Source organism: Lysobacter sp. K5869 (genome assembly GCF_018847975.1).
Classification (GTDB): domain Bacteria; phylum Pseudomonadota; class Gammaproteobacteria; order Xanthomonadales; family Xanthomonadaceae; genus Lysobacter.
This window is the reverse complement of the sequence record NZ_CP072597.1, coordinates 1,499,774-1,524,295: the sequence shown is the minus strand read 5'-3', so window position 1 is coordinate 1,524,295 and position 24,522 is coordinate 1,499,774. Positions and strand designations below refer to the sequence as shown.

Below are 24,522 nucleotides of genomic sequence, written 5' to 3'. Positions count from 1 at the left end.
TAAACAATCCGTGAATCCGCCACAAGGCGCAAAATAGGAGTACTTGCCAAACCGGTCGCACTTTTGTTTGGCCTGCGGCGACGCCCGGCGCAAACACCGGATGCGGCATAGCCCGCACCGCCCGTTCAGGCCGGCAAGAGGCACCGGCCCGCGAGCGTCCGCGAAAACGTGATGAACTCCGCGAAATCAGCCGCCGAGCAGCAGGCTGACCGCGACCAGGGTCAGGAACGCGGCGAACACCCGCTTCAAGGTATCGCCATGCAGGCGATGCGCTAAACGCGTGCCATAAGGAGCGGCGAGCACCGAAGCGAGGGCGACGCCGATGGCCGCGGGCAAGTAGACATAGCCGATCGCGTACTGCGGCAGCGCGCCCGGCGGCGCGTTGAAGGCGTAGCCGATCGCGCTCGCCAAGCCGATGGCGACGCCGCAGGCCGACGAGGTGCCGACCGCGCGCACCGGCGCCACGCCGCGCCAGACCAGCAACGGCACGGTCATGCTGCCGCCGCCGATGCCGACCACGGCCGAGACCGCGCCGATGCCCACGCCCGCGCCCGACATCGCCGCGCCTTGCGGCGCCGGCACCTCCGCGCCGGGCGCCACCCGCGGCTTGCCGAACAGCAACTGCGCCGCGGCGATGAGGCAATAACCGGCGACGATCCAGCGCAGCCATTCGCCGTCGATGCGCACCGCGACCCAACTGCCGAGCCAGCCGCCGATAAGCAAGCCGGGCACCATCCAACGCACCGTCGGCCACAACACGCTGCCGCGCTTGGCATGCGCGCGCGCCGACGCGGTCGCGGTGAGCACGATGCTGGCCAGCGAACTGGCCAGCGCGGTGTGCATGGCCGCTTCCTGCGGAATACCGAAGGCCGGCGCGATCCAAGCCAGCGCCGCGACCAGCACCAGGCCGCCGCCGACGCCGAGCAAGCCGGCCAGAACGCCGGCGATGGCGCCGAGGACGAGGAAGACCAGCCAGATCGCCATGCGGACACTCCTTACGCGCAGCGGCGTGGGGCGCCGCGATCCGGGCAATTCTGCACTACCGTTCGGGGGGACCGACGGTCTGGATGCTCGATATCGCGACGCCGGCACGCGCGCATCGGCGTGCCGGCGAGCGCAGAACTCCGCTTACTTCAGCATCATGTCTCGATGAAGCTCTGGATGCCCGCCTTCGCGGGCACGACGACAGGCGGGTTTCGTCGCGTCTCTCGCACGCCGTCATCCCCGCGAAGGCGGGGATCCAGAGACTTCAGCGTCCTGCCTCGATGAAGCTCTGGATCCCCGCCTTCGCGGGCATGACGACAGGTGGGTTTCGTCGCGTCTCTCACACTCCGTCATCCCCGAAAGCGAGGACCCAGAGACTTCAGCGTCCTGCCTCGATGAAGCTCTGGATGCCCGCCTTCGCGGCATGACGACCGGTGGGTTTCGTCGCGTCTCTCGCACGCCGTCATCCCCGCGAAGGCGGGGATCCAGAGGCCTCAGCGTCCTGCTTCGAGAAAGTCCGCGATGCCGACCTTCGCGGGCACGACGGCCCGAGGGATTCGCCGCGCACCCAGCGAAAGCGCCGCCGCGACGAACGCCGATCGCCGTAGCGCCCACGCCGCGCGCGACAGCGTTCGCGCTTCGCGCTCATGCATGCAGCGTTCACATAAGACATTCATGCGCGCTCGGCTATAGTCCGGCGATGCTCCCGCGCCCCCTCCCCCTGCTCGCGGCCGCGTTGATCGCGGCCATCGCCACCACCGCCTGCGCCCAGACCACGGCGTCGACGCCGGCGCAGCCCGCGGCCAAGCCGCCGTTGTTGCGCGCGCCGCCGGCGCCGGCCGTCGATCCGCAGCTGCCGCGCGTGCGCGCGGCGCTGGAAGCGGCCGAACGCCCCGGCTTCGACGCCGGCCAATACGCCGACATCGCCCGCCATCCGCTGTACGGCTGGGTCGAGTACGCCGCGCTCCGCCGCAACATCGACGCGGTCGACAACGGTCAGGCCCAGGACTTCCTCGCCCGCCGCGGCAACGAAGCCTCCGGCGACGCGTTCCGCGACATCTGGCTGGCCGCGACCGCGCGCCGCGAAGACTGGAACGCCTTCCTCGCCGCGTGGACGCCCAAGGGCCGCGGCGGCAAGGACCGCAGCGTGCAACTGCGCTGCGCCGAATTGAACGCGCGGCAGGCGCTGGGCCGCGCCGACGCGCAATGGACCAAGGACGCGCAAGCGATCTGGCGCAGCAGCGGCAAGTCGCTGCCCGACGCCTGCGACGCGCCGTTCGCGGTGTTGGCCGCGCAAGGCGGGCTGACGCCGGAACTGCGTTGGGAACGCATCGACGCCGCGGCCGCCGAGTGGCAGCCGGCGGTGATGCGCGCGGCGGCGCGCGGCTTGCCCGCGGATCAACTCGCACAAGCGAACGACTACGCGGCGTTCTTGGACAACGTCAACGAGCGCGCGCTCAATTGGCCGAAGACCGAACGCAGCCGCAAGATCGCCAGCTACGGCCTGGCCAAGCTCGCCAAGGCCCAGCCGGCCAGCGCCGAAGCGCAACTGCCCAAGTACGCCAACGCGCTGAACTTCAGCGACGAAGACCGCGGCCGCGTGCTGTACCAGACCGCGCTGTGGTCGGTGGCGTCCTACGACGCCGAATCCGCGCGCCGGCTCAACGCGGTGCCCGAGGTCGCGTACGACGAGCGCCTGCACGAGTGGCGCGCGCGCGAGGCGATGTCGCGTTCGGATTGGAACGCGGCGCTGGCGGCGATCCGCAAGATGGGCCCCAAGCAGCGCGGCGAATCGCGCTGGGAATACTTCGAGGCGCGGCTGTCCGAACGCGCCGGCGATAAGGCCACCGCGACCCGGCTGTACCGCGAATCGGCCAAGAACGCCGACTTCCACGGCTTCCTCTCCGCCGACCGCCTCGGCGCGCCGTACACGCTGTGCCCCTCGCAGCCGGCCGACGCGCCGGCCGCGCGCGCGCAGGTCGCGCGCGACCCGGCGCTGATGCGCGCGATGGGCCTGTTCCAGATCGAACGCACGCCGCTGGCGATCCGCGAATGGGACGACGCGCTGAGCCGCTTCGACGACACCCAGCGCCGCCTCGCCATCGAGATCGCGCAGGGCTACAACTGGTTCGACCGCGCGGTGTTCTCGCTCAACAAGACGCCGCAGGAGCAGCGCTACTACTACCTGCGCTTCCCGCTGCACCACGGCGACACCATCCGCCGCGAATCGGCCAAGAACGGGCTCGACCCGGCCTGGGTCGCGGCCGAGATCCGCGCCGAAAGCATCTTCAACCCGACCGCGCGCTCCGGCGCCAACGCGATGGGCCTGATGCAGGTGCTGCCGGGCACCGGCGCGCAGGTCGCCAAGAGCCTGGGCCTGCCCTGGGGCGGCGCGGCCAGCCTGTACGACTCCGACACCAACATCGTTCTGGGCACCGCGTATCTGCGTCAGCTGCTCGACAAGTACGGTGGCCAGCCCTACTTCGCCATGGCCGGCTACAACGCCGGGCCAGCGCCGCTCAATCGCTGGCAGTCGCAGCGGCCGGGCATGGAGCCGGACTTCTGGATCGAGACCATCAGCTACAAGGAAACCCGCGAATACGTCGCGCGCGTGCTGGCTTTCAGCGTGCTCTACGATTGGCGCATGAACGGCGACGCGCTCAACGTCAGCGACCGCCTGCGCGGCGTCACCGACGCCAAGCGCAAATCCTTCGTCTGTCCGGCCGCCGCGGCCACGGTCAGCGCGCCGCTGCCGGCGGAAACCGAGTAAGGCCGCCGCCGTGCCCCGTCGCCACGTCCTGATCCTGGGCGGTACCGGTTTCGTCGGCCGCCATTTGGTCGAACACCTGCTGCGCGAGCGCTGCCGCATCACCGTGCTCAGCCGCGGCGTGGATCCGTCGAAGAAGAAAAAGCTCAGCCGCGACGCCAGCATCATCGAAGGCGACGTGGCCAACCCGGATTTCTTGCGCGCGGTGCTCGACGATGTCGACGCGGTGGTCAATCTGGTCGGCATCCTCAACGAACAAGGCGACAGCGGGCGCGGCTTCGATCACGTCTACGTCGAATTGCTGGAAGCGCTGATCGAGGCCATGCGCGACATGGGCGTGCGCCGGCTGCTGCAGATGAGCGCGCTCAACGCCGGCACCGGCCACAGCCACTATCTGGAAGCGCGCGGCCGCGCCGAGCAGAAGGTGCGCGCGTCCAAGCTCGACTGGACCTTGTTCCGTCCCTCGGTCATCGCCGGCCCCGGCGACGGCCTGTTCTGCCGCTTCGACGCGCTGCTGCGCTACGCGCCAGCGCTGCCGATCGGCCGCGCCAACGCGCGCTTCCAGCCGGTGTGGGTCGGCGACGTCACCCAGGCCTTCGTCAACGCGCTGGCCGACGAGGCGCACGTGCAGCGCAGCTACAACCTGGTCGGGCCCGAGGTGATGACCCTGGGCGAGATCGTCCGCGCCGCCGCGCGCGGCCGCGGCCGCCTGCGCGCGGTGCTGCCGTTGCCGGACGCGCTGGGCAAGCTGCAGGCTGAGATCGGCGAGCATTTGCCGGGCAAGCCGATCAGCCGCGACAACTGGCGCTCGCTGCAGACCGATTCGACCAGCGTGGAGAACGGCTTGCTCAAGCTCGGGATCGAGCCGACGCCGGTTTTGTCCCGCTTGCCGGAAATCCTCGGGGGCTGACTTGTAGGAGCGGCGTGAGCCGCGACCAACCGCAGCGACGTACGAAAGCGGCCTATCCGAAGTTCGGATAGTCGGCCGCTTTCGGGGGCGAGCGCCGGATTACCGGGCTTCGGCACGAAACGCTTTCGTACGTCGCTGCGGTGGGTCGCGGCTCACGCCGCTCCTACAGGGGTTACAGCCACTGCGCTAGGATGCGCGCCACACTCTCGCGAAAGGAACACGCCATGGGCCTGCTCGACACCCTGCTCGGCCATGCCGGCGCCAAATCCGCCGACAAGGTCAACGACGACTTCGCGCCGCTGCTCGCTCCCGGCGAAACCGTGCAGCGCGCGTTCGGCGAGATCCGCGACCTGATCGTGTTCACCGACCGCCGCCTGATCCTCGTGGACAAGCAGGGCGTGACCGGGCGCAAAACCGAATTCCTCAGTCTGCCCTACCGCAGCATCGTGATGTTCTCGCTGGAAACCGCCGGCCATTTCGATCTGGAAGCCGAACTGCGGCTGTGGGTCTCGGGCCAGCCCAATCCGATCGTGCGCCATCTGGGCCGCAGCGCCGGCGCGGAAGACATCATCGGCCTGCTGGCGCAGAACGCGCCGCGCTGAGGCGCGGCGGCTTCGGCAGTCCGGCGAAGGCGACGACGCCGCTTGCGCCCGATAGCCGGCGCAGCAAGCCGGATCCGCATCGACGACCATCGACGCGGTTCCACGGAGAAAACGCAATGAAGACTTATCTCGTCGGCGGCGCGGTCCGCGACAGCCTGCTCGGCTTGCCGGCGGGCGATCGCGACTACGTGGTCGTCGGCGAAACGCCCGAGGCGATGCTGGCCGCCGGCTTCAAGGCCGTGGGCAAGGATTTCCCGGTGTTCCTGCACCCGGACACCGGCGAGGAGTACGCGCTGGCGCGCACCGAACGCAAGTCCGGCCGCGGTTATCGCGGCTTCGTCGTCGACGCCGATCCGTCGGTGACGCTGCAAGACGACCTGGGCCGGCGCGATTTCACCATCAACGCCATCGCCCGCGACGAAAGCGACGGCCGACTGATCGATCCCTACGGCGGCGAGCGCGATCTCGAAGCCCGCGTGCTGCGCCACGTCGGCGACGCCTTCGTCGAAGATCCGCTGCGGGTGCTGCGCGCGGCGCGCTTCATGGCGCGCTTCGCCGCGCACGGTTTCAGCGTCGCGCCGGAAACGATGGCGCTGATGCGGCGCATGGCCGAATCCGGCGAACTCAGCGACCTCGTCCCCGAACGCGTGTGGCAGGAACTGCGGCGCGCGCTGCGTTGCGCCAAGCCCTCGGCGTTCCTGCGCACGCTGCACGACGCCGGCGCGCTAGGCGTCGTGCTGCCGGAAGTCGAAGCGCTGTATGGCGTGCCTCAGCGCGCGGAGTACCACCCGGAAGTCGATACCGGCCTCCACACCGAAATGGTCGTGGACATGGCCGCGCGGCTCGCGCCCGGCGACGATTTGATCGGCTTCGCCGCGCTGACCCACGACCTCGGCAAGGCGCGCACGCCGGCCGAACTGCTGCCGCGCCACCACAACCACGAGCACAACGGGCTGAAGCCGCTGGCCGAACTGTGCGCGCGGCTGAAAGTGCCGACCGAGCATCGCCTGCTGGCCGAAGCGGTTTGCCGCGAACACCTCAACGTGCACCGCTTGGGCGAGATGCGCCCGCGCAACGTCTACGAACTGATCGCGCGCTGCGACGGCTGGCGCAACCCGCAGCGCATCGAGCAGATGGCGTTGGTGTGCGAAGCCGACAAGCGCGGCCGGCTCGGCTTGGAAGACAGCGATTACCCCTCGCGCGCAGCGCTGGTCGGCGCGTTGCGCGCGGCGCTGAAGGTGCGCGCGGGCGACCTGCCGCCCGGCTTGAGCGGCCCCGCCGTCGGCGAGGCGATGCGGCGCGCGCGGATCGCGGCGATCGCCGCGCAACGCAAGCAGCAAGACTGAAGCGAGAGTGCGTATCCCCCTGTAGGAGCGGCGCAAGCCGCGACCGCGACAGCGCGGCTACGACGACAGTTGCGGCGTAGTTGCGTTGTCGCGGTCGCGGCTCACGCCGCTCCTACAGGAATGCTCCGAACCGCCGCGGCAAGGCCGCGGCGGTTCGCCCGGATCAGAACCGATAATCCGCGCGCAGGTAGTAATAACCGCCGTTCATGCCGAACGGCAGCGTCTCCCAGCCGTACTTGAAGCCCAGATCCGGGAACGGCGCGCCGCTGGTGCGATCCCACTTGTCCGGGTAGGTGTCGAAAATATTGTTGCCGCCGAGGGTGAAGCTGATCTGCTCGTTGAGCTTGTAGCGCACCGAGAAATCGGCCAGCCACTTGCCGCTCCAGGTCTGCTTGACGCCCGGGGTGAAGCCTTCGCCGGTGACCGGGCCGTAGTAGTTGGCGCGGCCGGTGATTTCCCACGGGCCGGTTTCGTACACGCCCTGCAGCACGTGGTGCTGGCGCGGCTGGCCCTTCTCGATCAAGGTCACCTGGGTGTCGTCGAACAACACGTTCGGCGGCAGGATCGAGGACTGCGAACGGCGGGCCTTGACCTCGGTCTTGTTGAAGTGCGCCAGCGCGGTCAGGGTCAGCTTGGAACCCGAAGCGAATTCAGTGTTGTGGTTGGCGACCAGGTCGATGCCGGTGGTCTTGGTGTCGATGGCGTTGGTGAAGAACAGCACCTGGCCGACGCCGATCGGATCGAGGATCGCGCGGATCGGGCAGTTGCCGTTGCCCGGCGCGCACGGCTGGCCGTTGGTGCCGACCGACTCGGGCTGGATGTTGCTGGAGAAGATGATGCGGTCGTCGATGTCGATGCGGAACACGTCCATCGTCACCGAGAAACGCTCCGTCGGCTTGAGCACGAAGCCCACCGAGCCGCTCTTGGAGGTTTCTTCCTTCAGCGGCTCGATGCCGAACGCGCGCGTCACCGCGCTGTTCTGGCGCGCGGTCAGCGTGTCGGTGAGTTCGCCGGCGGCGTTGAGGTTGGTCGAGCGCTGGCTGTAGAACAGCTGCTGCACGCCCGGCGCGCGGAAGCCGGTGGACAGGGTGCCGCGCAGGGCGAACTTCTCGCTGGCGTCGAAGCGCGCCGACAGCTTGCCGGTGGTGGTCTTGCCGAAGTCGGAGTAGTCCTCGTAACGCACCGCCGCGCCGACCAGGAAGCGGTCGCTGAGGTTGGTTTCCAAGTCCACATAGGCCGCGTAGTTGTGGCGGCCGTCGTCCACCGCCTCGTTCGGCGAGAAGCCCGGGAAGCCCTGCATGCCGGGCTGCGCGGTGTCGCCGGTCTGGCCGACGATGTTGATCGCGCGGTTGTTGGTGCGGCCGTAGGTGTAGGTCACCGGCGCGCCGGCGCGGATCTGGTAATCGTCCTTGCGGTACTCCAAGCCCGTGCCCAGATACAGCGGCCGATCGTTGAAGCCCTTGAGCGTGCCGCGGAAATCCAGGTTCAGCGTGGTCTGGTCGAACTGCAGCGTGCCGGTGTCGGCCTTGGTCGGCGATTCGGCGTAGATGCCGCCGCCGGGCTTGGGCTCGTACCACCAGCTCACGTTGACCGAATCGGCTTCCTCGAAGCCGAACTTGCTGCGGCCGCGGTTGACCGACACGTCCCAATCCCAGTTGTCGTTGATCGGCGCCTTGTAGCCGACCGCGAGCGAGGTGTCGTCGACCTTGGTGCGGATGTTGGGCAGGAAGCCGTTGGGATACAGCGCCGGCACCGTGCGGTTGTCGCCCGGGCTGCGGAAGAAGCCGTAGGAATCGCCCTTGCGCTTGGACAGGCCGCCGAACCAGTACAGCTCGCCGCGGCCGATCGGGTAGCCGCCGTTGAACCAGAAGTAGGCGTCGGTGGCGTCGGCGTCGCCCAGGCGCTGGGTCACGCGCGGCGGGCTCACCCGCAGGCTGTCCGGGCCGGCGCGGTTGGTCGCGGCGCGGTCGCGGTACTCGAACGACAGGTTGAGGAAGCCTTCGCCGCCGAGCTTGAGGCCGGTGTTGACCGAAGCCGAGTAGTTCTCGCCGTCGCCGGCGTAGTACTGGCCGGCCTGCACCGACACCTGGGTCTCGGTGGTCTGCTTCTTGAGGATGATGTTGATGACGCCGGAGATCGCGTCGGAACCGTACTGGGCGGCGGCGCCGTCGCGCAGCACTTCGATGCGGTCGATCGCCGACAGCGGGATCGCGTTGATGTCGGTGCCGGCCGAACCGCGGCCGATGGTCTGCTGCACGTTGACCAGCGCCTGCTGGTGGCGGCGCTTGCCGTTGACCAGCACCAGCACCTGATCGGGGCCGAGCGAACGCAGCGTGGCCGGGCGCAGGATGTCGGTGCCGTCGCTGACGAAGGTGCGCGAGAAATTGAACGAGGGCTCGAGCATCTGCAGGATCTGGCCGACCTCGGTGGCGCCGGTGGCGGTCAGCTCTTCCTTGCCGATCACGTCCACGGGCGCGGCGGTGTCCTCGGCGGCGCGGCCGCGCGCGCGCGAACCGGTCACTTGCACCGCATCGAGCGTGGTCGCCTCGCGGCTGGCCGGCGCGGCCTGCTCCTGTGCGGACGCGGCGGGAACGAAGGCGGTCGCGGCAATGGCGGCGGCGACGGCCAACGCCAGTCGGTGGCGGTACTGCGCTGGGGACATGAGTCGGTTCCTTGCGAAGGTAGAGGCGCGGGCCCGTGGCCCGCGCTGGAGCCTCACGGCTTCTTAACCTTTTCGCAATACGCCGCGTGACTGTGCCGACTTTGTCTTTGTGACGGTTTTCCTACTACGACGAATCGGCTAGCCGGCGTTCAGACCTGAATGCGTTGGTCGTCACCGAAATGCGGCGGCGGCCGCTGGCTTCCCTAGGCGCCCACCGGCACCCGGAAGCTGTATTCATGAATTCGCTTAAGCGCGCGATTCGCGTATCGCGCACGTCGGTTGTGGCGGGAATGCGCGGCGCGTGCGCGGCCTCAGCGCCGCGCCAGCATCCGGTCCACGCGCTGCAACCACAGCGCGACCGGCGTGCGCGACAGCCACAGCCCCGCCAGCGCGCCAAGGCTGTTGGCGAGCGCGTCGGCGGCGTCGCCGCTGCGCGAGTCGGTCAAGTTGGCCTGGGCGAACTCCAGCGCCACGCCGAGCGCGATCAGGCCCGCCGTCGCCAGCGCCTGCGCGCGCACCCGCGCGAACAGCATGCCGGCGTACAGCGACAGCAGCAGATACGCGGTGAAGTGTTCGACCTTGTCGAAGGCCTCGAACGGCGTCGGCGGCAGATCCTTGGCCGGCATCAGACAGGTCGCGATCACCGCGCCGATCATCGCCAGCCACAGCGCGATCCACAGCGCCGGACGATGGAACTCGCGCAAGGCCTTCGCCGCGCTCACAGACGGTGGCTCAGATCGCCGGCCAAAAACGCCACGCCGAATTCCACGTCCTTCTCCAGGCCCATGACCTGGAAGCGCTCGCCCATTTCGCTGGGCAAGGTCAGCTTCTTCACTTCGTTGAGGCGGCGCTGCTTCTCGACCGGATCGGCGATGCCCTCGATGCGCTTGAGCACGCCGTCCAGGCCGTTGCCGAGCAGGAAGCTCGATTGCGAGCAGTAACCGGCCAGATCGAAACCGGCGGCGACGCCGGCCTCGGCCAGCGCGGTGAAGTCCACCGACGCGGTGATGTCCTGCAAGCCCGGCCACAGCAGCGGCTCGGCGTGCACGCGGTGGCGGTAGTAGGCGCGCAAGGTGCCGTCGTCGCGTTCGGGCGCGTAGAACTCGCTGCGCGCGTAGCCGTAATCGACGAACAGCAGCGCGCCGCGGCGCAGGCCGCCGGACACCGCCTGGATCCAATACGGCAATTGCGGCAGCACTTCGGAGCGATAGCCGTCGGCGAAGCGCTGTTCCAACCCGCGCTGCACGTGCAGCACCGCGTTGGCGAGAAAACTGTCGGCCGGGCGCAGCTCGCGCTTGAAGCCGTCGCCGTCGCCGACCACGTGTTCTTCGTAGACCTCGCCGTCGCGCACGGCGAAGCGCGGCGTCGGCAGCGCGTCGATCACTTCGTTGGCGAACACCACGCCGTCCCACTCGTCGCCGAACGGGCCGTCGAGCCATTCCACCAGCTCGAACAGCGGCGGCGTCAGCCGCTGCATCAGGCGTTCGCGCTGGCGCGCGCGCAGCTGCGCGCTGGGTTCGAGGATGGCGTAGCGGTCGGGCAGCGCGTCGAGTTCGAGCAGGCGCTTGAGCGCGACCTCGGCGAACGCGCCGGTGCCGCCGCCCAGCTCCAGCACCCGCGCCTGCGCGCCGATCTGCTGCAGCACCGGCGCCAACGCCTCGGCCGTGCACGCGGCGAAGATCGGGCCGAGTTCGGGCGCGGTGACGAAATCGCCCTCGTCGCCGAACTTGCTCGCGCCGGCGCTGTAGTAGCCCAGGCCCGGCGCGTACAGCGCCAGCTCCATGAAGCGCGAGAACGCGATGGCGCCGCCGCCGGCGGCGATCTGGTCGTGGATGAGGCGGGACAGGCGCGCGCTGTGGGCGAGCGCGTCGGCGTCGGGGAGCGGCAGGTCGAGAGCGGTCACGGGCGCGGCGGTTACGAGCGGGCGCTCAGGATAAAGCAGCGCGGCTTTGCGGACCCGGGCGGAGCGGCGCTCGCCGGCGCCGGCCATAATCGCCGCGACGCCCCGCGCACCGAAGGACCGCCGCCATGAGCACTGTCGACCCCGCCGCCGCCCGCCGCCGGCAGCGGCTGCACGCCGCGCCGCACGCGCGGCCGGGCTGGAAGGCGTGGCTGCTGGTCGCGGCCTGCGCCGGCCTGTGGGCGATGTTCGGCTACGGCGTGGGCGACGTGGCGACCTACCCCATCGCCACCGGCTATCTGGCCCCGGAGCTGCAGCCGCCGAACGAAACGCCGGCGCTGCTGTGGATGCTGTTCGTCGGCGTGTTCGGCGCGATGATCCTGGGCTTCGGGGTCGACGCCGTGCTCAGCGCCGCGCTCGGCGGGGTCGGCGGCACCCTGGCCGCGTTCGCGGTCAACTTGGCGGCGATCGCGCTCGGCCTGTGGCGCGGCGCCGCCGACCGCTGGGTCGCGCCGCCGCGGCCGGGCTTCTTCGATGCCGCCGGCACCCTGCCCTGGGGCAGCGGCGGCTGGCTGTCGTGGACCGCGCAGCACTGGGCGCCGGCGCTGCTGGCCGCCGCGGCCGCGCTGCTGGCCGTCGCCGCGCTGGCCGCGCGCGCCCGCCACGCGCGCCGGCAACGGCGCCTGCGCGAGACCTTGGCCCAGGGCCAGCGCGTGCCCGGCACCATCACCGAGACCGATCACACCGGGGTGGAAATCGGCAACGAGCCGCGCATCCGCTTCGTCGCCCGCTTCGTCGACCACCTCGGCACCGAGCGCTGGGTGACCAAGACCGGCCAGTTCGACCCGACCCGGCTGCCGCGGGTCGGCGACCCGGTCCAGGTCTGGTTCCTGCGCGAGGCGCCCGGCGACGAGGACCGCATCGCGGTCGGCTTCGGCAGCGACGAGGACGCGCAGATCGAAGAGCGGCTGGCCGCGCAGTGATCGCGCGGCGGCCCGAATGCGCCTGAACGGGGTAACCGCGGCCTCCCCCGCCTCGCACGGCTGAACACGGCAAAGCACGGCGAAAACGCTCTCCGCCACTGCAAACGGCCATGCCAGCCCACGGAAATTTGTGATTTAACTCACACTTTCTTCGCTTTTCGCATGCAACATGGCCCCTCGGTTCCCGTACCGACAAGGAAGCCAAGGCATGAGCAAGCCCGTCGTCACGACCGAGCACAGCCGCCTGTTGCCGCCGCCCGACCATCTGCCGGCGCGGACGTGGCTGCTGCTGGCGCTGTGCGCCGCCGGCTGGATCCTGTGCGGCTACAGCCTCGCCGGCGCGCTCGGCCAACCGCCGCACGCCATCGCCCCGGGCGCGCCGCTGCAGGCGCTGCTGTGGTCGCTGCTGGCCGGCGGCTTCGCCGGATTGATCTTCGGCGTGTTCGTCAACGCCGACCTGGGCGCGCGCTTCGGCCTCGCGGTGGCGCTGCAGACCGGGCTGGCGCTGGCGGTGGCCGCGCTCGCGACCGGCTTCGCCCTCGCCCGCGCCTGGCCCTGGCAGCCGCGCGCGGCCTTCACCGGCCTCGCCGCGGGCTGGCCGCAGTGGCTGTTCGGCGACGCGCCGCGCTCGCTGCCCTCCTCCTTCGCCGTGATCGCATTGCTGCTGACCCTCGGCGCGATGGTGTGCCTGCGCCGCTACCGCGAACGCGACCGCCGCGTGCGCGAACTGCTCGCCCACGGCGTGCGCGTGGCCGGCACCGTGGTCCACACCGAACACGTCGGCACCGAGGTCTACAACCCGTCGCGGGTGCGCGTGGTGGTGCGCTTCGACGACCACGCCGGCACCGAACGCCGCGTCGCCAAGATCGGCGACTTCGACCCGCGCGCGCTGCCGCGCGCCGGCGAGCGCGTGCTGGTCTGGTTCTATCCGGAGGCCGCCGACGATGCGCGGCGCATCGTGGTCGGGTTCGGCGAACGGCCGCAGTTGTCGCAAGCGCTGGGTTGAGCGCGCCGCCTCGGGCGCGCCGCTTCAAGCCTCCAGGCGCGCCGCCTCTCGAGCGCGCAAACGCGAAGGCCGCCCTCGCGGGCGGCCTTCGTCGTTTCTGCTCGCTTCGCGCGAACGTCGCTCAGCGCAGCCGCGATTCCAGCGCCAAGCCTTCGAACCCGGCCGGCACTTCGCCGTCGGCGGCGTAGCGGTACAGCGCGGCCGAATACACCCCGCCCAGCGCGCTCTGGTACACCGCCAGCCCGAGCAGGGCCAGCACCGTGATCGCGCCGATCAGCACCGCCAGCGCGCTCGACATCGTGCCGAGCAGCCAGGCCAGGGCGAAACCGATCGCGCCCACCGCCAGCATCGCCACGCCGCAGGCCAGGCCGATGCCGCCCATGCCGACCACGTTCTCGCCCCAGGTGCGCTTGAACATCGCCACCGAGCGCTTGATCGCGTCCATCGGGCCGACGTTCTCGGCCACCAGCACCGGCACCACCAGGAAGGTCGCCATGGTCCAGGCCGCGCCGAGCGCGCCGCCGATCAGGCGCACGATGAAGTTGTTGTCGCGGCCCTTGAGCGCGTTGAGGATCATGCCGACGGTGGCGGCGATGGCCGCGTAGCCGGCGATCGCGCCGATCCGCGCGGTCGCCGCGCGCAAGCCGTCGCGCAGGGTCGGGTCGCCGCCTTCCAGCCGGATCATCGCCGCGCTGACCAGAGCGCAGTTGCAGAACACGATGACGAAGTACTGGCAGAAGTAGAACGCGAAGGCGAACAGCAGCGAGCCCGGGCCGTAGCCGTCGCGGAACAGGTCCAGCGCCAGCGCCGGCACCAGGAAACTCGCCAGCACCACCAGCACGCAGGCCGCGGAAATCACCGGGAACACCAACAGTTCGCGGTCGGAATGCAGCACCGAGGCGCTGGCCTTGGCCAGTTCCCAGCTGCGCTTGATCTTGTCGAACATCGCCTCTCCCCAGGGCTTGATGACGGCGCATCGTCGGCGCTGCGCGGCGGTTGCGCAAGAGGGGAACGCGGTCTTCGGACGGGCGCGCCGCTCGGGCGACGCGAAAAGATGTCGCGAGTCCGCGCTCGCGGCGGCCTGCGCGGCCGGTCGCGGCGACCGGGATCGGTGCGCGAACGCCGATGAATCGACGCGGCGCAGGCCGCTGCGGTCCGCGCGCATGAGCCGACGCCGCGCGGCATCGCCCCCGTTCGGTCGCGCCGGCCTCAGCCTTGCGCGCGTTCGCGCACGATGCGCACGCCGACGCCGCGCGCGTTGCGGATCGCGCCGGGCTTGGTCAGCTTGAGCGCCACCCGGCGCACGCCGAACTCCTCGATCACGATCGCGGCCACGCGCTCGGCCAAGGTTTCGACCAGGCCGAAGCGCGAGGCGGCGACGAACGCGCTGATGCGCGCGCACACCGCCGAGTAATCGAGCGTGTGTTCGATCGCGTCGCTGGCCGCGGGCACGGTGTTGTCGAATTCCATCTCCAGATCGAACACCAGCGGCTGGAGGATCTCGCGCTCCCAGTCGTAGATGCCGATGACGGCCTCGATTTCCAGGCCTTCGATGAATACGTGGTCCATGAGCGTGTGCGGCGGGCCGGCTTCGATGCGGCGCAATGTACCTGAGGGCGGCGGCGGTTGTCGCGGCGCGGCGGTGGGGCGTTGCGTCGTGGTTGCGGTGTCGCGGTCGCGGCTTACGCCGCGCCTACAGCCGGATACGAGACTCGCGCAAGCCCCTGTAGGAGCGGCGTAAGCCGCGACCGCGACACCGCGCCTGCGACGAACGCCTCGACGCGGCGACGATCCGCCGCGCCGACGATCACACCGCTTCCAACAACGCCATGTCCCACCGCGGCGTCACCCGCACCGACGCATCCGCGCGTTGCCCCGCGAGCAAACGCAGCGCACCGGCGTACGCGATCATCGCGCCGTTGTCGGTGCAGAACATCGGCCGCGGGAACGCGACCCGGCCGCCGCGCTGGGCGGTCATCGCCGCCAGCTTGGCGCGCAGGCGCTTGTTCGCGCCGACGCCGCCGGCCACCACCAAGGTGTCGCAGCCGGCCGCGTCCAGCGCGCGCTCGCACTTGATCGCCAAGGTGTCGACCACCGCGTCCTCGAACGCGCGGGCGATGTCGGCGCGGGTCTGATCGGTCTTGTCGCTGTTCTGCCAAGCCAGCAGCACCTGGGTCTTCAGGCCGCTGAAGCTGAAATCCAGGCCCGGCCGGTCGGTCATCGGACGGGCGAACTTGAACCGGCCCGGCACGCCGAGCTCGGCCTGCGCGGCCAACTGCGGGCCGCCGGGGTACGGCAGGCCCATCAGCTTGGCGGTCTTGTCGAAGGCTTCGCCGGCGGCGTCGTCCAGGGTCTCGCCGAGCAGGCGGTACTGGCCGATGCGGTCGACCGCGACCAGCTGGGTGTGGCCGCCGGACACCAGCAGCGCCACGAACGGCGGCTCGGGCCGGCCGAGCGGGTCGTCTTCCATCAGCGGCGCGAGCAGGTGGCCTTCCATGTGGTGCACGCCGATCGCCGGCACGTCCAGCGCCCAGGCCAGGGCGCGGGCGACGCCGGCGCCGACCAGCAGCGCGCCGACCAGACCGGGGCCGGCGGTGTAGGCCACCCCGTCGAGTTCGTCGGTGCGCAGGCCGGCTTCGGCCAGAGTCTGGCGCACCAGCGGCAGCAGCTTGCGCACGTGGTCGCGGCTGGCCAGCTCGGGCACCACCCCGCCGTACTCGGCGTGCAGGGCGATCTGGCTGTAGAGGGCGTGGGCGCGCAGGCCGGTGTCGGTGTCGTACACGGCCACCCCGGTCTCGTCGCAGCTGGTTTCGATGCCCAGGACTTTCATCGGATCCGGGCCTCCAGGCGGCCGCGCAGCATCGCGGGGGCTGGCGCCGTCGCCGATTTCTGGGAGAATGTCGCGTTCATACCGCGTATGTTGCACCTTCCGGCCGAGCATCGCTATAATGCGCGGCTCTCCCGGCCTGCCCGGGCTGGTCCCTCAACGAGAATACGTATGCCCAGCGTCAAAGTCCGCGAAAACGAGCCTTTCGAGTTTGCCCTGCGCCGCTTCAAGCGCACCTGCGAGAAGGCCGGCGTTCTGGCCGAGACCCGCAAGCGCGAGTTCTACGAAAAGCCGACGCAGGAACGCAAGCGCAAGGCCGCCGCGGCGGTGAAGCGTCAGGCCCGTCGCGCTTCGCGCGATGTGACCAAGCGTCAGCGCCTGTACTGATCGCGCTTTCCGCGCTGCACCGGCTTCGCGGCCGGCGCTTGCGAGGATCGACCATCGAGCCGGCTGCGCCTTTGGCGCTGCCGGCTCTTTGCGTTTGCGGATCGGCGAAAACCGGCGCCCGCCCGGCCCGATCGCCGGCCTGAAACTGCGGCGCGGGTCCGGTTCGGCCGGCTCCGAACGCATCGCACCGCCTCAGCGCACCGCAACAAAAAAAGCCCGACCGCTCGCGGCCCGGGCGAGCGCCTCGCGGCGCCGTTCCACCCTTTTCTCCACTCCCGGATTCGTCCCATGAGCCTCAAGCAACGCCTCACCGACGACATGAAGGCCGCGATGAAGAGCGGCGACAAGCATTCCCTCGGCGTGATCCGCCTGATCAACGCCGCGATCAAGCAGAAGGAAGTCGACGAGCGCATCGAACTCGACGACACCGCGGTGATCGCCGTGCTCGACAAGATGGTCAAGCAGCGCCGCGACTCGATCACCCAGTACGAAGCCGCCAAGCGCGAGGATCTGGCCCAGATCGAACGCGACGAAATGGTGGTGATCGACCGCTATCTGCCCGCGAAGATGGGCGAAGCCGAAATCCTGGCCGTGCTCGAAGCCACCATCGCCGAAGTCGGCGCGACCGGCGCGGCCGACCTGGGCAAGCTGATGGGCCCGCTCAAGGCCAAGCTCGGCGGCAAGGCCGATATGGGTCAGGTGTCGGCGCTGGCGAAGAAGCGGTTGGCGGGCTGAGACCGTCATCGCCTGAGCGGCGGCACTGCGAGGGCATGGCGCGAGTCATGTCCTGAGCGATGCAAGACAAAGCCGATGCGGCCTTCGCGCCGCATCGGCTTTTTGCGTTCTAGGGAGCGAACAGGCCTCGGCTGACGAGGTGGACCGGTTGTCGCGGTCGCGGCTCGCGCCGCTCCTACCGTCGCAAACGAAGCCGGCCGGAGCCCCTTGTAGGAGCGGCGCGAGCCGCGACCGCGACAACGCAACCGCGACGCCGCCGCCTAACGCCGCGCCAACACACCGCTAACCGGCTTGTCGGATACTGAACGCGACGCCGACCAGCGCCGCACCGCCCGCCGCATGCCTTCGAACGATTCCCAGCGCCCCGACGACGCCCTGCCCGCCTCCGCCGCTTCGGGTTCCGTCGTGCAGTCCGGCGCGAAACCCTTGCCGGCCGCCGTGCCGGGCTCTCAGTCCGCCGCTCCGGATCGCGATGGCGAACGCGCGGCCGATGCAGCCGCACGCAATCCGGCGGGCACCGCCAGCGCGGCCGCGCCGGCTTCGGTCACCGCCGAGCCGAACCCCGGCGGCGACCCCGACCGCTCCGCCGCCGCCGAACTCGCCCACGACGCGATGCAGCGCATCCACAGCCTGCAAACGCGGCTCGAACAGAGCTGGCCGGGCAAGTTCGTCCAGCGCTTCGTCGATTACGACATCCTCGCCCTGGCCGCGGCGCTGTCGTTCTACACCCTGCTGTCGCTGGCACCGCTGGTGTTGATGGTGCTGTGGCTGAGCACCGCGCTATACCCCTCGGCGCAGGAGGAGTTCTTCCGCCAGATGGGCCTGCTGGCCGGCAGCGAGGTCGAGAACACCGCGCGGCTGATCGTCGCCAACGCCCAGCATCGTCCGGGCACCGGCTCGATGGCGGCGCTGCTGGGCACGCTGGCGCTGCTGGTCGGCGCCTCGGCGGTGTTCGGCCAGTTGCAGGCCGCGCTCAACCGGGTGTTCCGCAGCGACGCCAAGCGGCTGGGCGGGCTGGCGGCGTGGCTGCGCAAGCGCCTGCTGTCGTTCGGGATGGTCATCAGCGTCGGCTTCCTGCTGGTGGTGTCGATGGCCGCGCAGGCCGCGCTGCAGCTGCTGATCGCCTACGTGCCCGACCTGCTGCCGGTGTTCGCCGCGGGGTTCTCGTTCGTGCTGTACGCGGCGGTGTTCGCGGCCATGTACCGCTGGTTGCCGGACCGGCCGGTGACGCGCCGGCGCGCGCTGTTCGGCGGCGCGCTGACCGCGGGCATGTTCATGCTCGGGCGCAGCGCGATCGGCCTGTACCTGGGGCAGGCCAGCCTCGGCACCGCGTACGGGCCGGCCGGCGGGCTGGTGGTCATGCTGGTGTGGATGTACTACTGCGCCGTGGTGTTCCTGGTCGGCGCGCTGATCACCGCGATGCTCGACGAGCACGCGCGGGTGCGCCGCCGGCTCGCCGAGGAACGCGCGGCGGCGGGGCTGGACGCGGCCTGAGCCGCCGCCGCGCCCCAACCGCCCGCCGCGGTCGCGGCCGATGCGCCCCGCCCGTGGCATCCTAGTCGCCGCTCCCCACTCAGACTCGCCGCCCGCCCGGGCGGCCCCGGCATGGCCCGCATCCCCGACGGCTTCATCGACGACCTTCTCGCCCGCACCGACATCGTCGAGGTGATCGGCGCGCGCGTGCCGTTGAAGCGTCAGGGCAAGGAATACTCGGCGCGCTGCCCGTTCCACGACGAGCGTTCGCCCTCGTTCTGGGTCTCGCCGACCAAGCAGTTCTATCACTGCTTCGGCTGCGGCGCGCACGGCACCGCGATCAGCTTCCTGATGAACTACGACCGCCTCGAGTTCCTCGACGCGGTCGACGAGTTGGCCAAGCGCGTCGGCGTGGAAGTCCCGCGCGACACCCGCGCGCGCAACGAGAATTCCGACACCCAGGATCTGATCCACGCGCTGGAAGCCGCGCAGCGCTTCTTCCTGCGCCAGTATTCGACCAGCGGCAAGGCGCAGGGTTATCTGGACAATCGCGGCGTCAGCATCGACATCCGCGACCGCTTCGGCATCGGCTACGCGCCCGACGGCTTCAACGGCCTGCGCGACGCGCTGGGCACCGACGACCGGCGGATGAAACTGCTCGACCGCGCCGGCCTGCTGTCGAAGAACGACACCGGCCGCGTCTACGACAAGTTCCGCGACCGGGTGATGTTCCCGATCCACGACCGCCGCGGCCGCGTGATCGCGTTCGGCGGGCGCGTGCTCGACAAGGAAGACGGGCCGAAGTACCTCAACTCGCCGGAAACCCCGCTGTTCCACAAGGGCCGCGAGTTGTACGGGCTGTGGCAGGTGCGGCAGACCCACAACAAGATCCCGCGACTGATCGTGGTCGAGGGCTACATGGATGTGATCGCGCTGTTCCAGCACGGCGTCGACACCGCGGTCGCCACGCTCGGCACCGCGACCACGCCCGATCACGCCGAACTGCTGTTCCGCAACGCCGCCGACGTCTACTTCTGCTTCGACGGCGACCGCGCCGGCCGCGGCGCGGCGTGGAAGGCGGTGGAATCGGTGTTGCCGCGGATGAAGGACGGGCGCCAGGCGTTCTTCCTGTTCCTGCCCGAAGGCGAGGACCCGGACACGCTGGTCCGGCAGGAAGGCGCCGACGGCTTCGACCGCCGCTTGCAGGAGGCGATGCCGCTGTCGCAGTTCCTGTTCGACAGCCTCGCCGCCGACGTCAACCTGCAAACGCTCGAAGGCAAGGGACGCTTGGCCGAACGCGCCAAGCCGCTGCTCGCGCAGATTCCCGACGGCGCGTTCTCCGATCTGATGAAGCAGCGCCTGACCGAACTCACCGGCGTCGGCGCGCGCACGGCTTCGCCGCAAACGCATGTGCCGACGCAACGCGCCAGCGCCGCGCAGCGTCCGGCGGCGACGCCGAAGCGTTCGCTGGTGCGCAGCGCGATCGCGCTGCTGTTGCAGAAGCCCTCGCTGGCCGCGGCGCTGCAGCCGCCGTACGGATTCGCGCGTTTGAACCAACCGGGCATCGATCTGCTGGTGGAGATCGTCGATGTCGTGCAGCAACGGCCGGAGATCAGCACCGGCGCGCTGCTGGAGCATTTCGCCGAACACACCCAGATCGGCGCGCTGCAGAAACTGGCGAGCCAGAGCTTGCCGGGCAACGAGGAACATTTGCAGCGCGAGTTTCTCGATGCTGTCGGGCAGTTGGAGAAGCAGACCGTGGTGCAGCGGCTGGACGAGCTGCAGGCCTTGCAGCGCGAAGGCGGGCTCGGCGATGCGGAGAAGCGCGAGTTGCTGGCGTTGTTGCAGATGCGGGCGGGGTTGCAGCGGGCGACTTGAGTCGCGGTTGGGCTTGGCTGCTGGTGGTGCGGGGGCGGCACGAACCGCGATCGCGACATCTCGCTTACGGCGCGAACGGCTACTTCGCGGTCGCAGCTTACGCAGCTCCTACAGCGGCTTCGGCTGGTATGCGATCTGGCTGTAGGAGCGGCGCGAGCCGCGACCGCGACACCGCGCTTACGACGCGACCGGCTACCCCGCGGTCGCAGCTTGCGCAGCTCCTACAGCGGCTTCGGCTGGTATGCGATCTGGCTTGTAGGAGCGGCGTGAGCCGCGACCGCGACATCTCGCTTACGGCGCGAACGGCTACCCCGCGGTCGCAGCTTGCGCAGCTCCTACAGCGGCTTCGGCTGGTATGCGATCTGGCTGTAGAAGCGGCGCGAGCCGCGACCGCGGCACCTCGCTTACGACGCGAGCGGCCACCCCGCGGTCGCAGCTTGCGCAGCTCCTACAGCGGCTTCGGCCGCTACCACCGACCGTCCGGCTTCGTCTTCATCCCCACACGTCCGCCATCGTCCGCGCGAAATTCCCACCGAGGATCTTGCCGATCCGCGCGTCGCTGTGCCCGCGCGCCGACAGCATCGCCGCCAGCGTCTCGAACCGGCGCGGGGTGTTGAGGTCGGGGATGTAGAGGTAGACGGTCTCGCTTTCGCCGGGCGCGGAAATGCCTTGGCGGCGGCGTTCGCGGATCGATTCGGCGTGGTCGCGCTTGTATTTCTCGGTCAGCGCCACCGGCGAGACGAAGTTGTCGGTGCCGATGCCGACATGATCCTCGCCGCAGATCTTCAGCGCGTGCTCGATGTGCGCGATCACGTCCATCGCCATCGGCTGGCCGCTCTCGCGCAGGAACGGCATGAGATAGATGCCGACCACGCCGCCGCTGTCCGCGGCCGCGCGCAACTCAGCGTCGGTCTTGTTGCGCGGGCGCTCGACCAACGCCGCGCAGCCGGTGTGGCTGATCAATACCGGCGATTTCGAGGCCTTGATCGCCTCCAGCGCGGTGCGGCGGCCGCTGTGGGCCAGATCGACCAGGATGCGGCGCTCGTTGAGCCGTTCGACCAGACTGTGGCCGAACTTGCTCAAGCCCGCATCGCCGGGTTCCATGCAGCCGTCGCCGGCGAGGTTGCGCACGTTGTAGGTCAACTGCACCGTGCGCAGGCCGAGATGGTAGTAATCGTCGATGCGTTCGAGCGATTCGCCGATCGGCGCGCTGTCCTGGAACTGGTAGACCACGCCGGCCTTCTTCTCGCGCCGAGCGCGCTCCAGGTCGGCGCCGCGGCGCACCGCCAGGAACACGTCGGGATGCGCGGCGATCTCGTGCTCCCAGTTGCCGATGTCGCGCACCGTGGCCTCGAACGCGTTCTCGTACTGCGCCACCGGCCCGACCGTGGTGTGCAGCACGCGCAAGCCGCTGGCGCGCACGTCCTCGATCGCCCCCGGCCGCAAGGTCGGACCCGCGCCGGGCTCGTTGTTGCCGACGAAGCCGCAACCATCGATCACCATCGCCTCGTCGTACGGCGCCCAGCGCTGCGACGGCGCGGCCGCGCGCAGCGGCCCGCCCCATCCTGCGGCGAGCGCGCCGGCGCCGGCGAGCGCGCCTTGAATCAGAAAATTTCTGCGATCCAACATTGCGAAGACTCCCGGAATCGGCACGAATGCGGCGCGGCCCCAGTGCGCGCGCCCGTGCGCGGCCTTCGCCGCGCACGTTTCCAACCAACGCACTCTAGGCGCAACGGCGGCCGGCGCCAGCCGTGACTTTCGGGAGGGATCGCGGCGGCGCGGGCGCGCTAAGCTCGGGCTTCCTGCGCCTTCGCCGCGTCGCGCCGGCAGCGGTCCGCGACGCGGCCGCAGCCGTCCGCGCCGCCGTTGCGGCGCGTCTTGGCCCGCGCGCCGCGCGCGGCCGCTCCGGGGAGACCGCCGATGAGCCTGCGCCACCTGATCCTCACCCACACGGCCCTGGCCGCCGCGCTGGCCTGCGCCGGCGCCGCGCACGCGCAAACCGCCGCGCCGGTCGAACGCCTGCATCAGGGCAACCGCACCAGCGAGAACGTGCCGCCGGTGCCGGCCGAGTTGCTGGAACGCCTCAACCGCTACCAGAACACCCGCGGCGCCGGTTTCGCCGGCTGGACCCAGGACGGCTGCCTGCTGATCTCCACCCGCTTCGCCGAAACCACCCAGGCCCATCGCGTATGCGCGCCGCTGGGCATGCGCGAGCAGCTCACCTTCTATCCCGAACCGGTCAATGCGCTGACCGTCGCGCCCGGCGCGGCCAACGGCTTCGTGTTCGGCAAGGACATCGGCGGCAACGAGTTCTGGCAATTGCACTGGTTCGATCTGAGCACTCGCCAGACCCGCTTGCTCACCGACGGCAAGTCGCGCAATCAGGCGCCGCTGTTCTCGCACGACGGCAAGCAGCTCGCGTACAGCAGCACCCGCCGCAACGGCAAGGACACCGACGTGTGGGTGAGCGATTTCCCCAACGGACAAGCGCGCGCGGTGGTGACCGAGGGCGGCCAATGGACCGCGCAGGATTTCTCGCCCGACGGCAAGCAATTGCTGGTGATCAAGTACGTGTCAGCGGGCGAGTCGTATCCGGGTTTGGTCGACCTGACCAGCGGCAAACTGAGCTTGTTCCCGGTCGACGGCGGCAAGGCGGCGATCACCAACTTCCGTTTCTCGCGCGACGGCCGCGCGGTGTATTTCGTCTCCGACGAGATCGTCGGCGGCAAGCCGCAGGAGTTCCGCACCCTGCGCCGGCACGAGCCGGCGACCGGCAAGTTCGAGGTGCTCAGCGACAAGATTCCGTGGGACGTGGATCAGCTCGCGCTGTCGGAAGACGGCCGCCGCTTGCTGTTCGTCAGCAACGAGGACGGCATCGGCAAGCTGCATGCGCTGTCGCTGCCGGGCCATCAGGAGATTCCGCTGCCGGCGCTGCCGGCCGGCGCGATCGGCGGCGTCGAGTTCTCGCCCGACGGCAAGCGCATCGCGCTGTCGATCAACTCGGCGACCTCGCCCAGCGACGTCTACGTCATCGACATCGACGCGCGCAAACTCGCGCGCTGGACCCGCAGCGAAGTCGGCGGCCTGGATTCGTCGAAGTTCGTCGCCCCAGCCTTGGTGCGTTATCCGACCTTCGACCAAGTCGACGGCAAGCCGCGCACGATTCCGGCGTTCTACTACAAGCCCGCCGGCGCCGCGCCCGGCAAGCCGCTGCCGGTGCTGATCCAGATCCACGGCGGCCCGGAAGCGCAGGCGCAGCCGACCTTCAACGCCGCCGCGCAGTTCCTCGCCAACGAACTCGGCGTGGCCGTGCTGGTGCCGAACGTGCGCGGCTCGGCCGGTTACGGCCGCACCTATCTGAGCCTGGACAACGCCGAGAAGCGCGAGGATTCGGTCAAGGACATCGGCGCCCTGCTCGATTGGGTCGGAAAGCAGCCCGAACTCGACGCCAAGCGCGTCGGCGTGTACGGCGGCAGCTACGGCGGCTACATGGTGCTGTCTTCGCTGATGCACTACAGCGACCGCATCCGTGCCGGCGTCGACGTGGTCGGCATCTCCGACTTCGCCACCTTCCTCAACAACACCGAGAGCTACCGCCGCGACCTGCGCCGCGCCGAGTACGGCGACGAGCGCGTGCCGGAAATGAAGGCGGTGTTCGAGCGCATCTCGCCGCTGAAGAACGCCGGCAAGATCCGTTCGCCGCTGTTCGTCGCGCAAGGCAAGAACGACCCGCGCGTGCCCTACACCGAGGCCGAGCAGATCGTGAAGGCGGTGCGCGGCAACGGCCAGCCGGTGTGGTTCCTGATGTTCGACGACGAGGGCCACGGCTTCCAGAAGAAGGCCAACGCGGATTACTTCGGCGCGGCGATGATGCTGTTCCTGCAGCAGCACTTGATCGGCGGCGAGGCGGACAAGCGCTGACGGCGCGCGGCGGCCGCGGCTGGGGACAACCCTAGCCCGGCCGGCGCGGGTCATCGAAGCGAAATAAATCGCTGGGGTTTTCCCCAATACGGCGACGTCGGGTTTTTGGCTAATTTGATGCGCATCCGCGCAGCGAACAGG

The 24,522-nt window shown here is 69.9% G+C and carries 19 protein-coding genes; 11 read left to right on the top strand and 8 right to left on the bottom strand.

Annotated features, from left to right (window positions below):
• Nucleotides 1-186: 186 nt before the first annotated feature.
• Nucleotides 187-984: a sulfite exporter TauE/SafE family protein gene (locus tag J5226_RS06465; RefSeq protein WP_255323013.1), complete on the bottom strand. Its 798-nt coding sequence runs from the start codon at nt 982-984 to the stop codon at nt 187-189.
• Between the two features lie 700 nt (nt 985-1,684).
• Between J5226_RS06465 and J5226_RS06460 the strand changes: the two genes are divergently transcribed.
• The 4 genes from J5226_RS06460 (at nt 1,685) to J5226_RS06445 (ending at nt 6,609) form a co-directional block, all read left to right on the top strand.
• Nucleotides 1,685-3,754, top strand: coding sequence for a lytic transglycosylase domain-containing protein (locus J5226_RS06460; RefSeq protein WP_215839017.1), 2,070 nt, complete (start codon nt 1,685-1,687; stop codon nt 3,752-3,754).
• A gap of 10 nt (nt 3,755-3,764) precedes the next feature.
• Nucleotides 3,765-4,661, top strand: coding sequence for a complex I NDUFA9 subunit family protein (locus tag J5226_RS06455; protein WP_215839016.1), 897 nt, complete (start codon nt 3,765-3,767; stop codon nt 4,659-4,661).
• Between the two features lie 224 nt (nt 4,662-4,885).
• Nucleotides 4,886-5,263 carry a PH domain-containing protein gene (locus J5226_RS06450; protein WP_215839015.1) on the top strand — a complete coding sequence of 126 codons (378 nt, stop codon included), beginning with the start codon at nt 4,886-4,888 and terminating at the stop codon, nt 5,261-5,263.
• 116 nt (nt 5,264-5,379) lie between these two features.
• Nucleotides 5,380-6,609, top strand: a complete 1,230-nt coding sequence (locus J5226_RS06445; RefSeq protein WP_215839014.1) for a multifunctional CCA addition/repair protein — start codon at nt 5,380-5,382, stop codon at nt 6,607-6,609.
• A gap of 163 nt (nt 6,610-6,772) precedes the next feature.
• On the opposite strand, the gene J5226_RS06440 is transcribed toward J5226_RS06445, so the two are convergent.
• The 3 genes from J5226_RS06440 to J5226_RS06430 all read right to left on the bottom strand — a co-directional run bounded on the left by J5226_RS06440 (nt 6,773) and on the right by J5226_RS06430 (nt 11,174).
• Nucleotides 6,773-9,271 (bottom strand): TonB-dependent receptor, encoded by a 2,499-nt coding sequence (locus tag J5226_RS06440; protein WP_215839013.1) that lies wholly within the window; start codon nt 9,269-9,271, stop codon nt 6,773-6,775.
• Between the two features lie 311 nt (nt 9,272-9,582).
• The gene (locus J5226_RS06435; RefSeq protein ID WP_215839012.1) at nt 9,583-9,993 is read right to left on the bottom strand and encodes a VanZ family protein; all 411 of its coding nucleotides are present in this window, start codon (nt 9,991-9,993) and stop codon (nt 9,583-9,585) included.
• Entirely contained in the window at nt 9,990-11,174 is a 1,185-nt protein-coding gene (locus J5226_RS06430) for an SAM-dependent methyltransferase (RefSeq protein ID WP_345778199.1), read from the bottom strand. Before J5226_RS06430 ends, J5226_RS06435 begins: the two co-directional genes overlap by 4 nt.
• A gap of 125 nt (nt 11,175-11,299) precedes the next feature.
• On the opposite strand from J5226_RS06430, the gene J5226_RS06425 reads away from it, so the two are divergent.
• Together J5226_RS06425 and J5226_RS06420 are read left to right on the top strand one after the other, a co-directional pair.
• Nucleotides 11,300-12,154 carry a DUF3592 domain-containing protein gene (locus tag J5226_RS06425; RefSeq protein ID WP_215839010.1) on the top strand — a complete coding sequence of 285 codons (855 nt, stop codon included), beginning with the start codon at nt 11,300-11,302 and terminating at the stop codon, nt 12,152-12,154.
• A 208-nt stretch (nt 12,155-12,362) separates the two neighbouring features.
• Complete coding sequence (locus tag J5226_RS06420; RefSeq protein WP_215839009.1) at nt 12,363-13,160, top strand: DUF3592 domain-containing protein; 798 nt, start codon at nt 12,363-12,365, stop codon at nt 13,158-13,160.
• Nucleotides 13,161-13,281: 121 nt separating this feature from the next.
• Here J5226_RS06420 and J5226_RS06415 read toward each other — a convergent pair whose 3' ends face one another.
• The 3 genes from J5226_RS06415 to tsaD all read right to left on the bottom strand — a co-directional run bounded on the left by J5226_RS06415 (nt 13,282) and on the right by tsaD (nt 15,990).
• A complete protein-coding gene (locus J5226_RS06415) occupies nt 13,282-14,106 on the bottom strand; it encodes a DUF6159 family protein (RefSeq protein WP_215839008.1) in 825 nt (274 codons plus the stop codon).
• Between the two features lie 263 nt (nt 14,107-14,369).
• Complete coding sequence (folB, locus tag J5226_RS06410; protein WP_215839007.1) at nt 14,370-14,729, bottom strand: dihydroneopterin aldolase; 360 nt, start codon at nt 14,727-14,729, stop codon at nt 14,370-14,372.
• A gap of 238 nt (nt 14,730-14,967) precedes the next feature.
• Nucleotides 14,968-15,990 (bottom strand): tRNA (adenosine(37)-N6)-threonylcarbamoyltransferase complex transferase subunit TsaD, encoded by a 1,023-nt coding sequence (gene tsaD, locus J5226_RS06405; RefSeq protein WP_215839006.1) that lies wholly within the window; start codon nt 15,988-15,990, stop codon nt 14,968-14,970.
• Between the two features lie 168 nt (nt 15,991-16,158).
• On the opposite strand from tsaD, the gene rpsU reads away from it, so the two are divergent.
• The 4 genes from rpsU to dnaG all read left to right on the top strand — a co-directional run bounded on the left by rpsU (nt 16,159) and on the right by dnaG (nt 20,460).
• Nucleotides 16,159-16,374 carry a 30S ribosomal protein S21 gene (gene rpsU / locus J5226_RS06400; protein WP_031371286.1) on the top strand — a complete coding sequence of 72 codons (216 nt, stop codon included), beginning with the start codon at nt 16,159-16,161 and terminating at the stop codon, nt 16,372-16,374.
• 288 nt (nt 16,375-16,662) lie between these two features.
• Nucleotides 16,663-17,109 carry a GatB/YqeY domain-containing protein gene (locus J5226_RS06395; protein ID WP_215839005.1) on the top strand — a complete coding sequence of 149 codons (447 nt, stop codon included), beginning with the start codon at nt 16,663-16,665 and terminating at the stop codon, nt 17,107-17,109.
• Between the two features lie 339 nt (nt 17,110-17,448).
• Nucleotides 17,449-18,603: a YihY/virulence factor BrkB family protein gene (locus J5226_RS06390; RefSeq protein WP_255323012.1), complete on the top strand. Its 1,155-nt coding sequence runs from the start codon at nt 17,449-17,451 to the stop codon at nt 18,601-18,603.
• Between the two features lie 111 nt (nt 18,604-18,714).
• Nucleotides 18,715-20,460, top strand: a complete 1,746-nt coding sequence (dnaG, locus tag J5226_RS06385; RefSeq protein ID WP_215839004.1) for a DNA primase — start codon at nt 18,715-18,717, stop codon at nt 20,458-20,460.
• Between the two features lie 492 nt (nt 20,461-20,952).
• Here dnaG and J5226_RS06380 read toward each other — a convergent pair whose 3' ends face one another.
• Entirely contained in the window at nt 20,953-22,089 is a 1,137-nt protein-coding gene (locus tag J5226_RS06380) for a membrane dipeptidase (protein WP_215839003.1), read from the bottom strand.
• A 291-nt stretch (nt 22,090-22,380) separates the two neighbouring features.
• Between J5226_RS06380 and J5226_RS06375 the strand changes: the two genes are divergently transcribed.
• Nucleotides 22,381-24,381, top strand: coding sequence for a prolyl oligopeptidase family serine peptidase (locus J5226_RS06375; protein WP_215839002.1), 2,001 nt, complete (start codon nt 22,381-22,383; stop codon nt 24,379-24,381).
• The last annotated feature ends 141 nt before the right edge of the window (nt 24,382-24,522 follow it).

Excerpts from the sequence above, each read along its gene's own strand:
- J5226_RS06465 (WP_255323013.1), bottom strand. The coding sequence starts at position 984 with ATGGCGATCTGGCTGGTCTTCCTCGTCCTCGGCGCCATCGCCGGCGTT.
- J5226_RS06460 (WP_215839017.1), top strand. The coding sequence starts at position 1,685 with ATGCTCCCGCGCCCCCTCCCCCTGCTCGCGGCCGCGTTGATCGCGGCC.
- J5226_RS06450 (WP_215839015.1), top strand. The coding sequence starts at position 4,886 with ATGGGCCTGCTCGACACCCTGCTCGGCCATGCCGGCGCCAAATCCGCC.
- J5226_RS06445 (WP_215839014.1), top strand. The coding sequence starts at position 5,380 with ATGAAGACTTATCTCGTCGGCGGCGCGGTCCGCGACAGCCTGCTCGGC.
- J5226_RS06440 (WP_215839013.1), bottom strand. The coding sequence starts at position 9,271 with ATGTCCCCAGCGCAGTACCGCCACCGACTGGCGTTGGCCGTCGCCGCC.
- J5226_RS06425 (WP_215839010.1), top strand. The coding sequence starts at position 11,300 with ATGAGCACTGTCGACCCCGCCGCCGCCCGCCGCCGGCAGCGGCTGCAC.
- J5226_RS06420 (WP_215839009.1), top strand. The coding sequence starts at position 12,363 with ATGAGCAAGCCCGTCGTCACGACCGAGCACAGCCGCCTGTTGCCGCCG.
- J5226_RS06415 (WP_215839008.1), bottom strand. The coding sequence starts at position 14,106 with ATGTTCGACAAGATCAAGCGCAGCTGGGAACTGGCCAAGGCCAGCGCC.
- folB (WP_215839007.1), bottom strand. The coding sequence starts at position 14,729 with ATGGACCACGTATTCATCGAAGGCCTGGAAATCGAGGCCGTCATCGGC.
- tsaD (WP_215839006.1), bottom strand. The coding sequence starts at position 15,990 with ATGAAAGTCCTGGGCATCGAAACCAGCTGCGACGAGACCGGGGTGGCC.
- rpsU (WP_031371286.1), top strand. The coding sequence starts at position 16,159 with ATGCCCAGCGTCAAAGTCCGCGAAAACGAGCCTTTCGAGTTTGCCCTG.
- J5226_RS06395 (WP_215839005.1), top strand. The coding sequence starts at position 16,663 with ATGAGCCTCAAGCAACGCCTCACCGACGACATGAAGGCCGCGATGAAG.
- J5226_RS06390 (WP_255323012.1), top strand. The coding sequence starts at position 17,449 with ATGCCTTCGAACGATTCCCAGCGCCCCGACGACGCCCTGCCCGCCTCC.
- dnaG (WP_215839004.1), top strand. The coding sequence starts at position 18,715 with ATGGCCCGCATCCCCGACGGCTTCATCGACGACCTTCTCGCCCGCACC.
- J5226_RS06380 (WP_215839003.1), bottom strand. The coding sequence starts at position 22,089 with ATGTTGGATCGCAGAAATTTTCTGATTCAAGGCGCGCTCGCCGGCGCC.
- J5226_RS06375 (WP_215839002.1), top strand. The coding sequence starts at position 22,381 with ATGAGCCTGCGCCACCTGATCCTCACCCACACGGCCCTGGCCGCCGCG.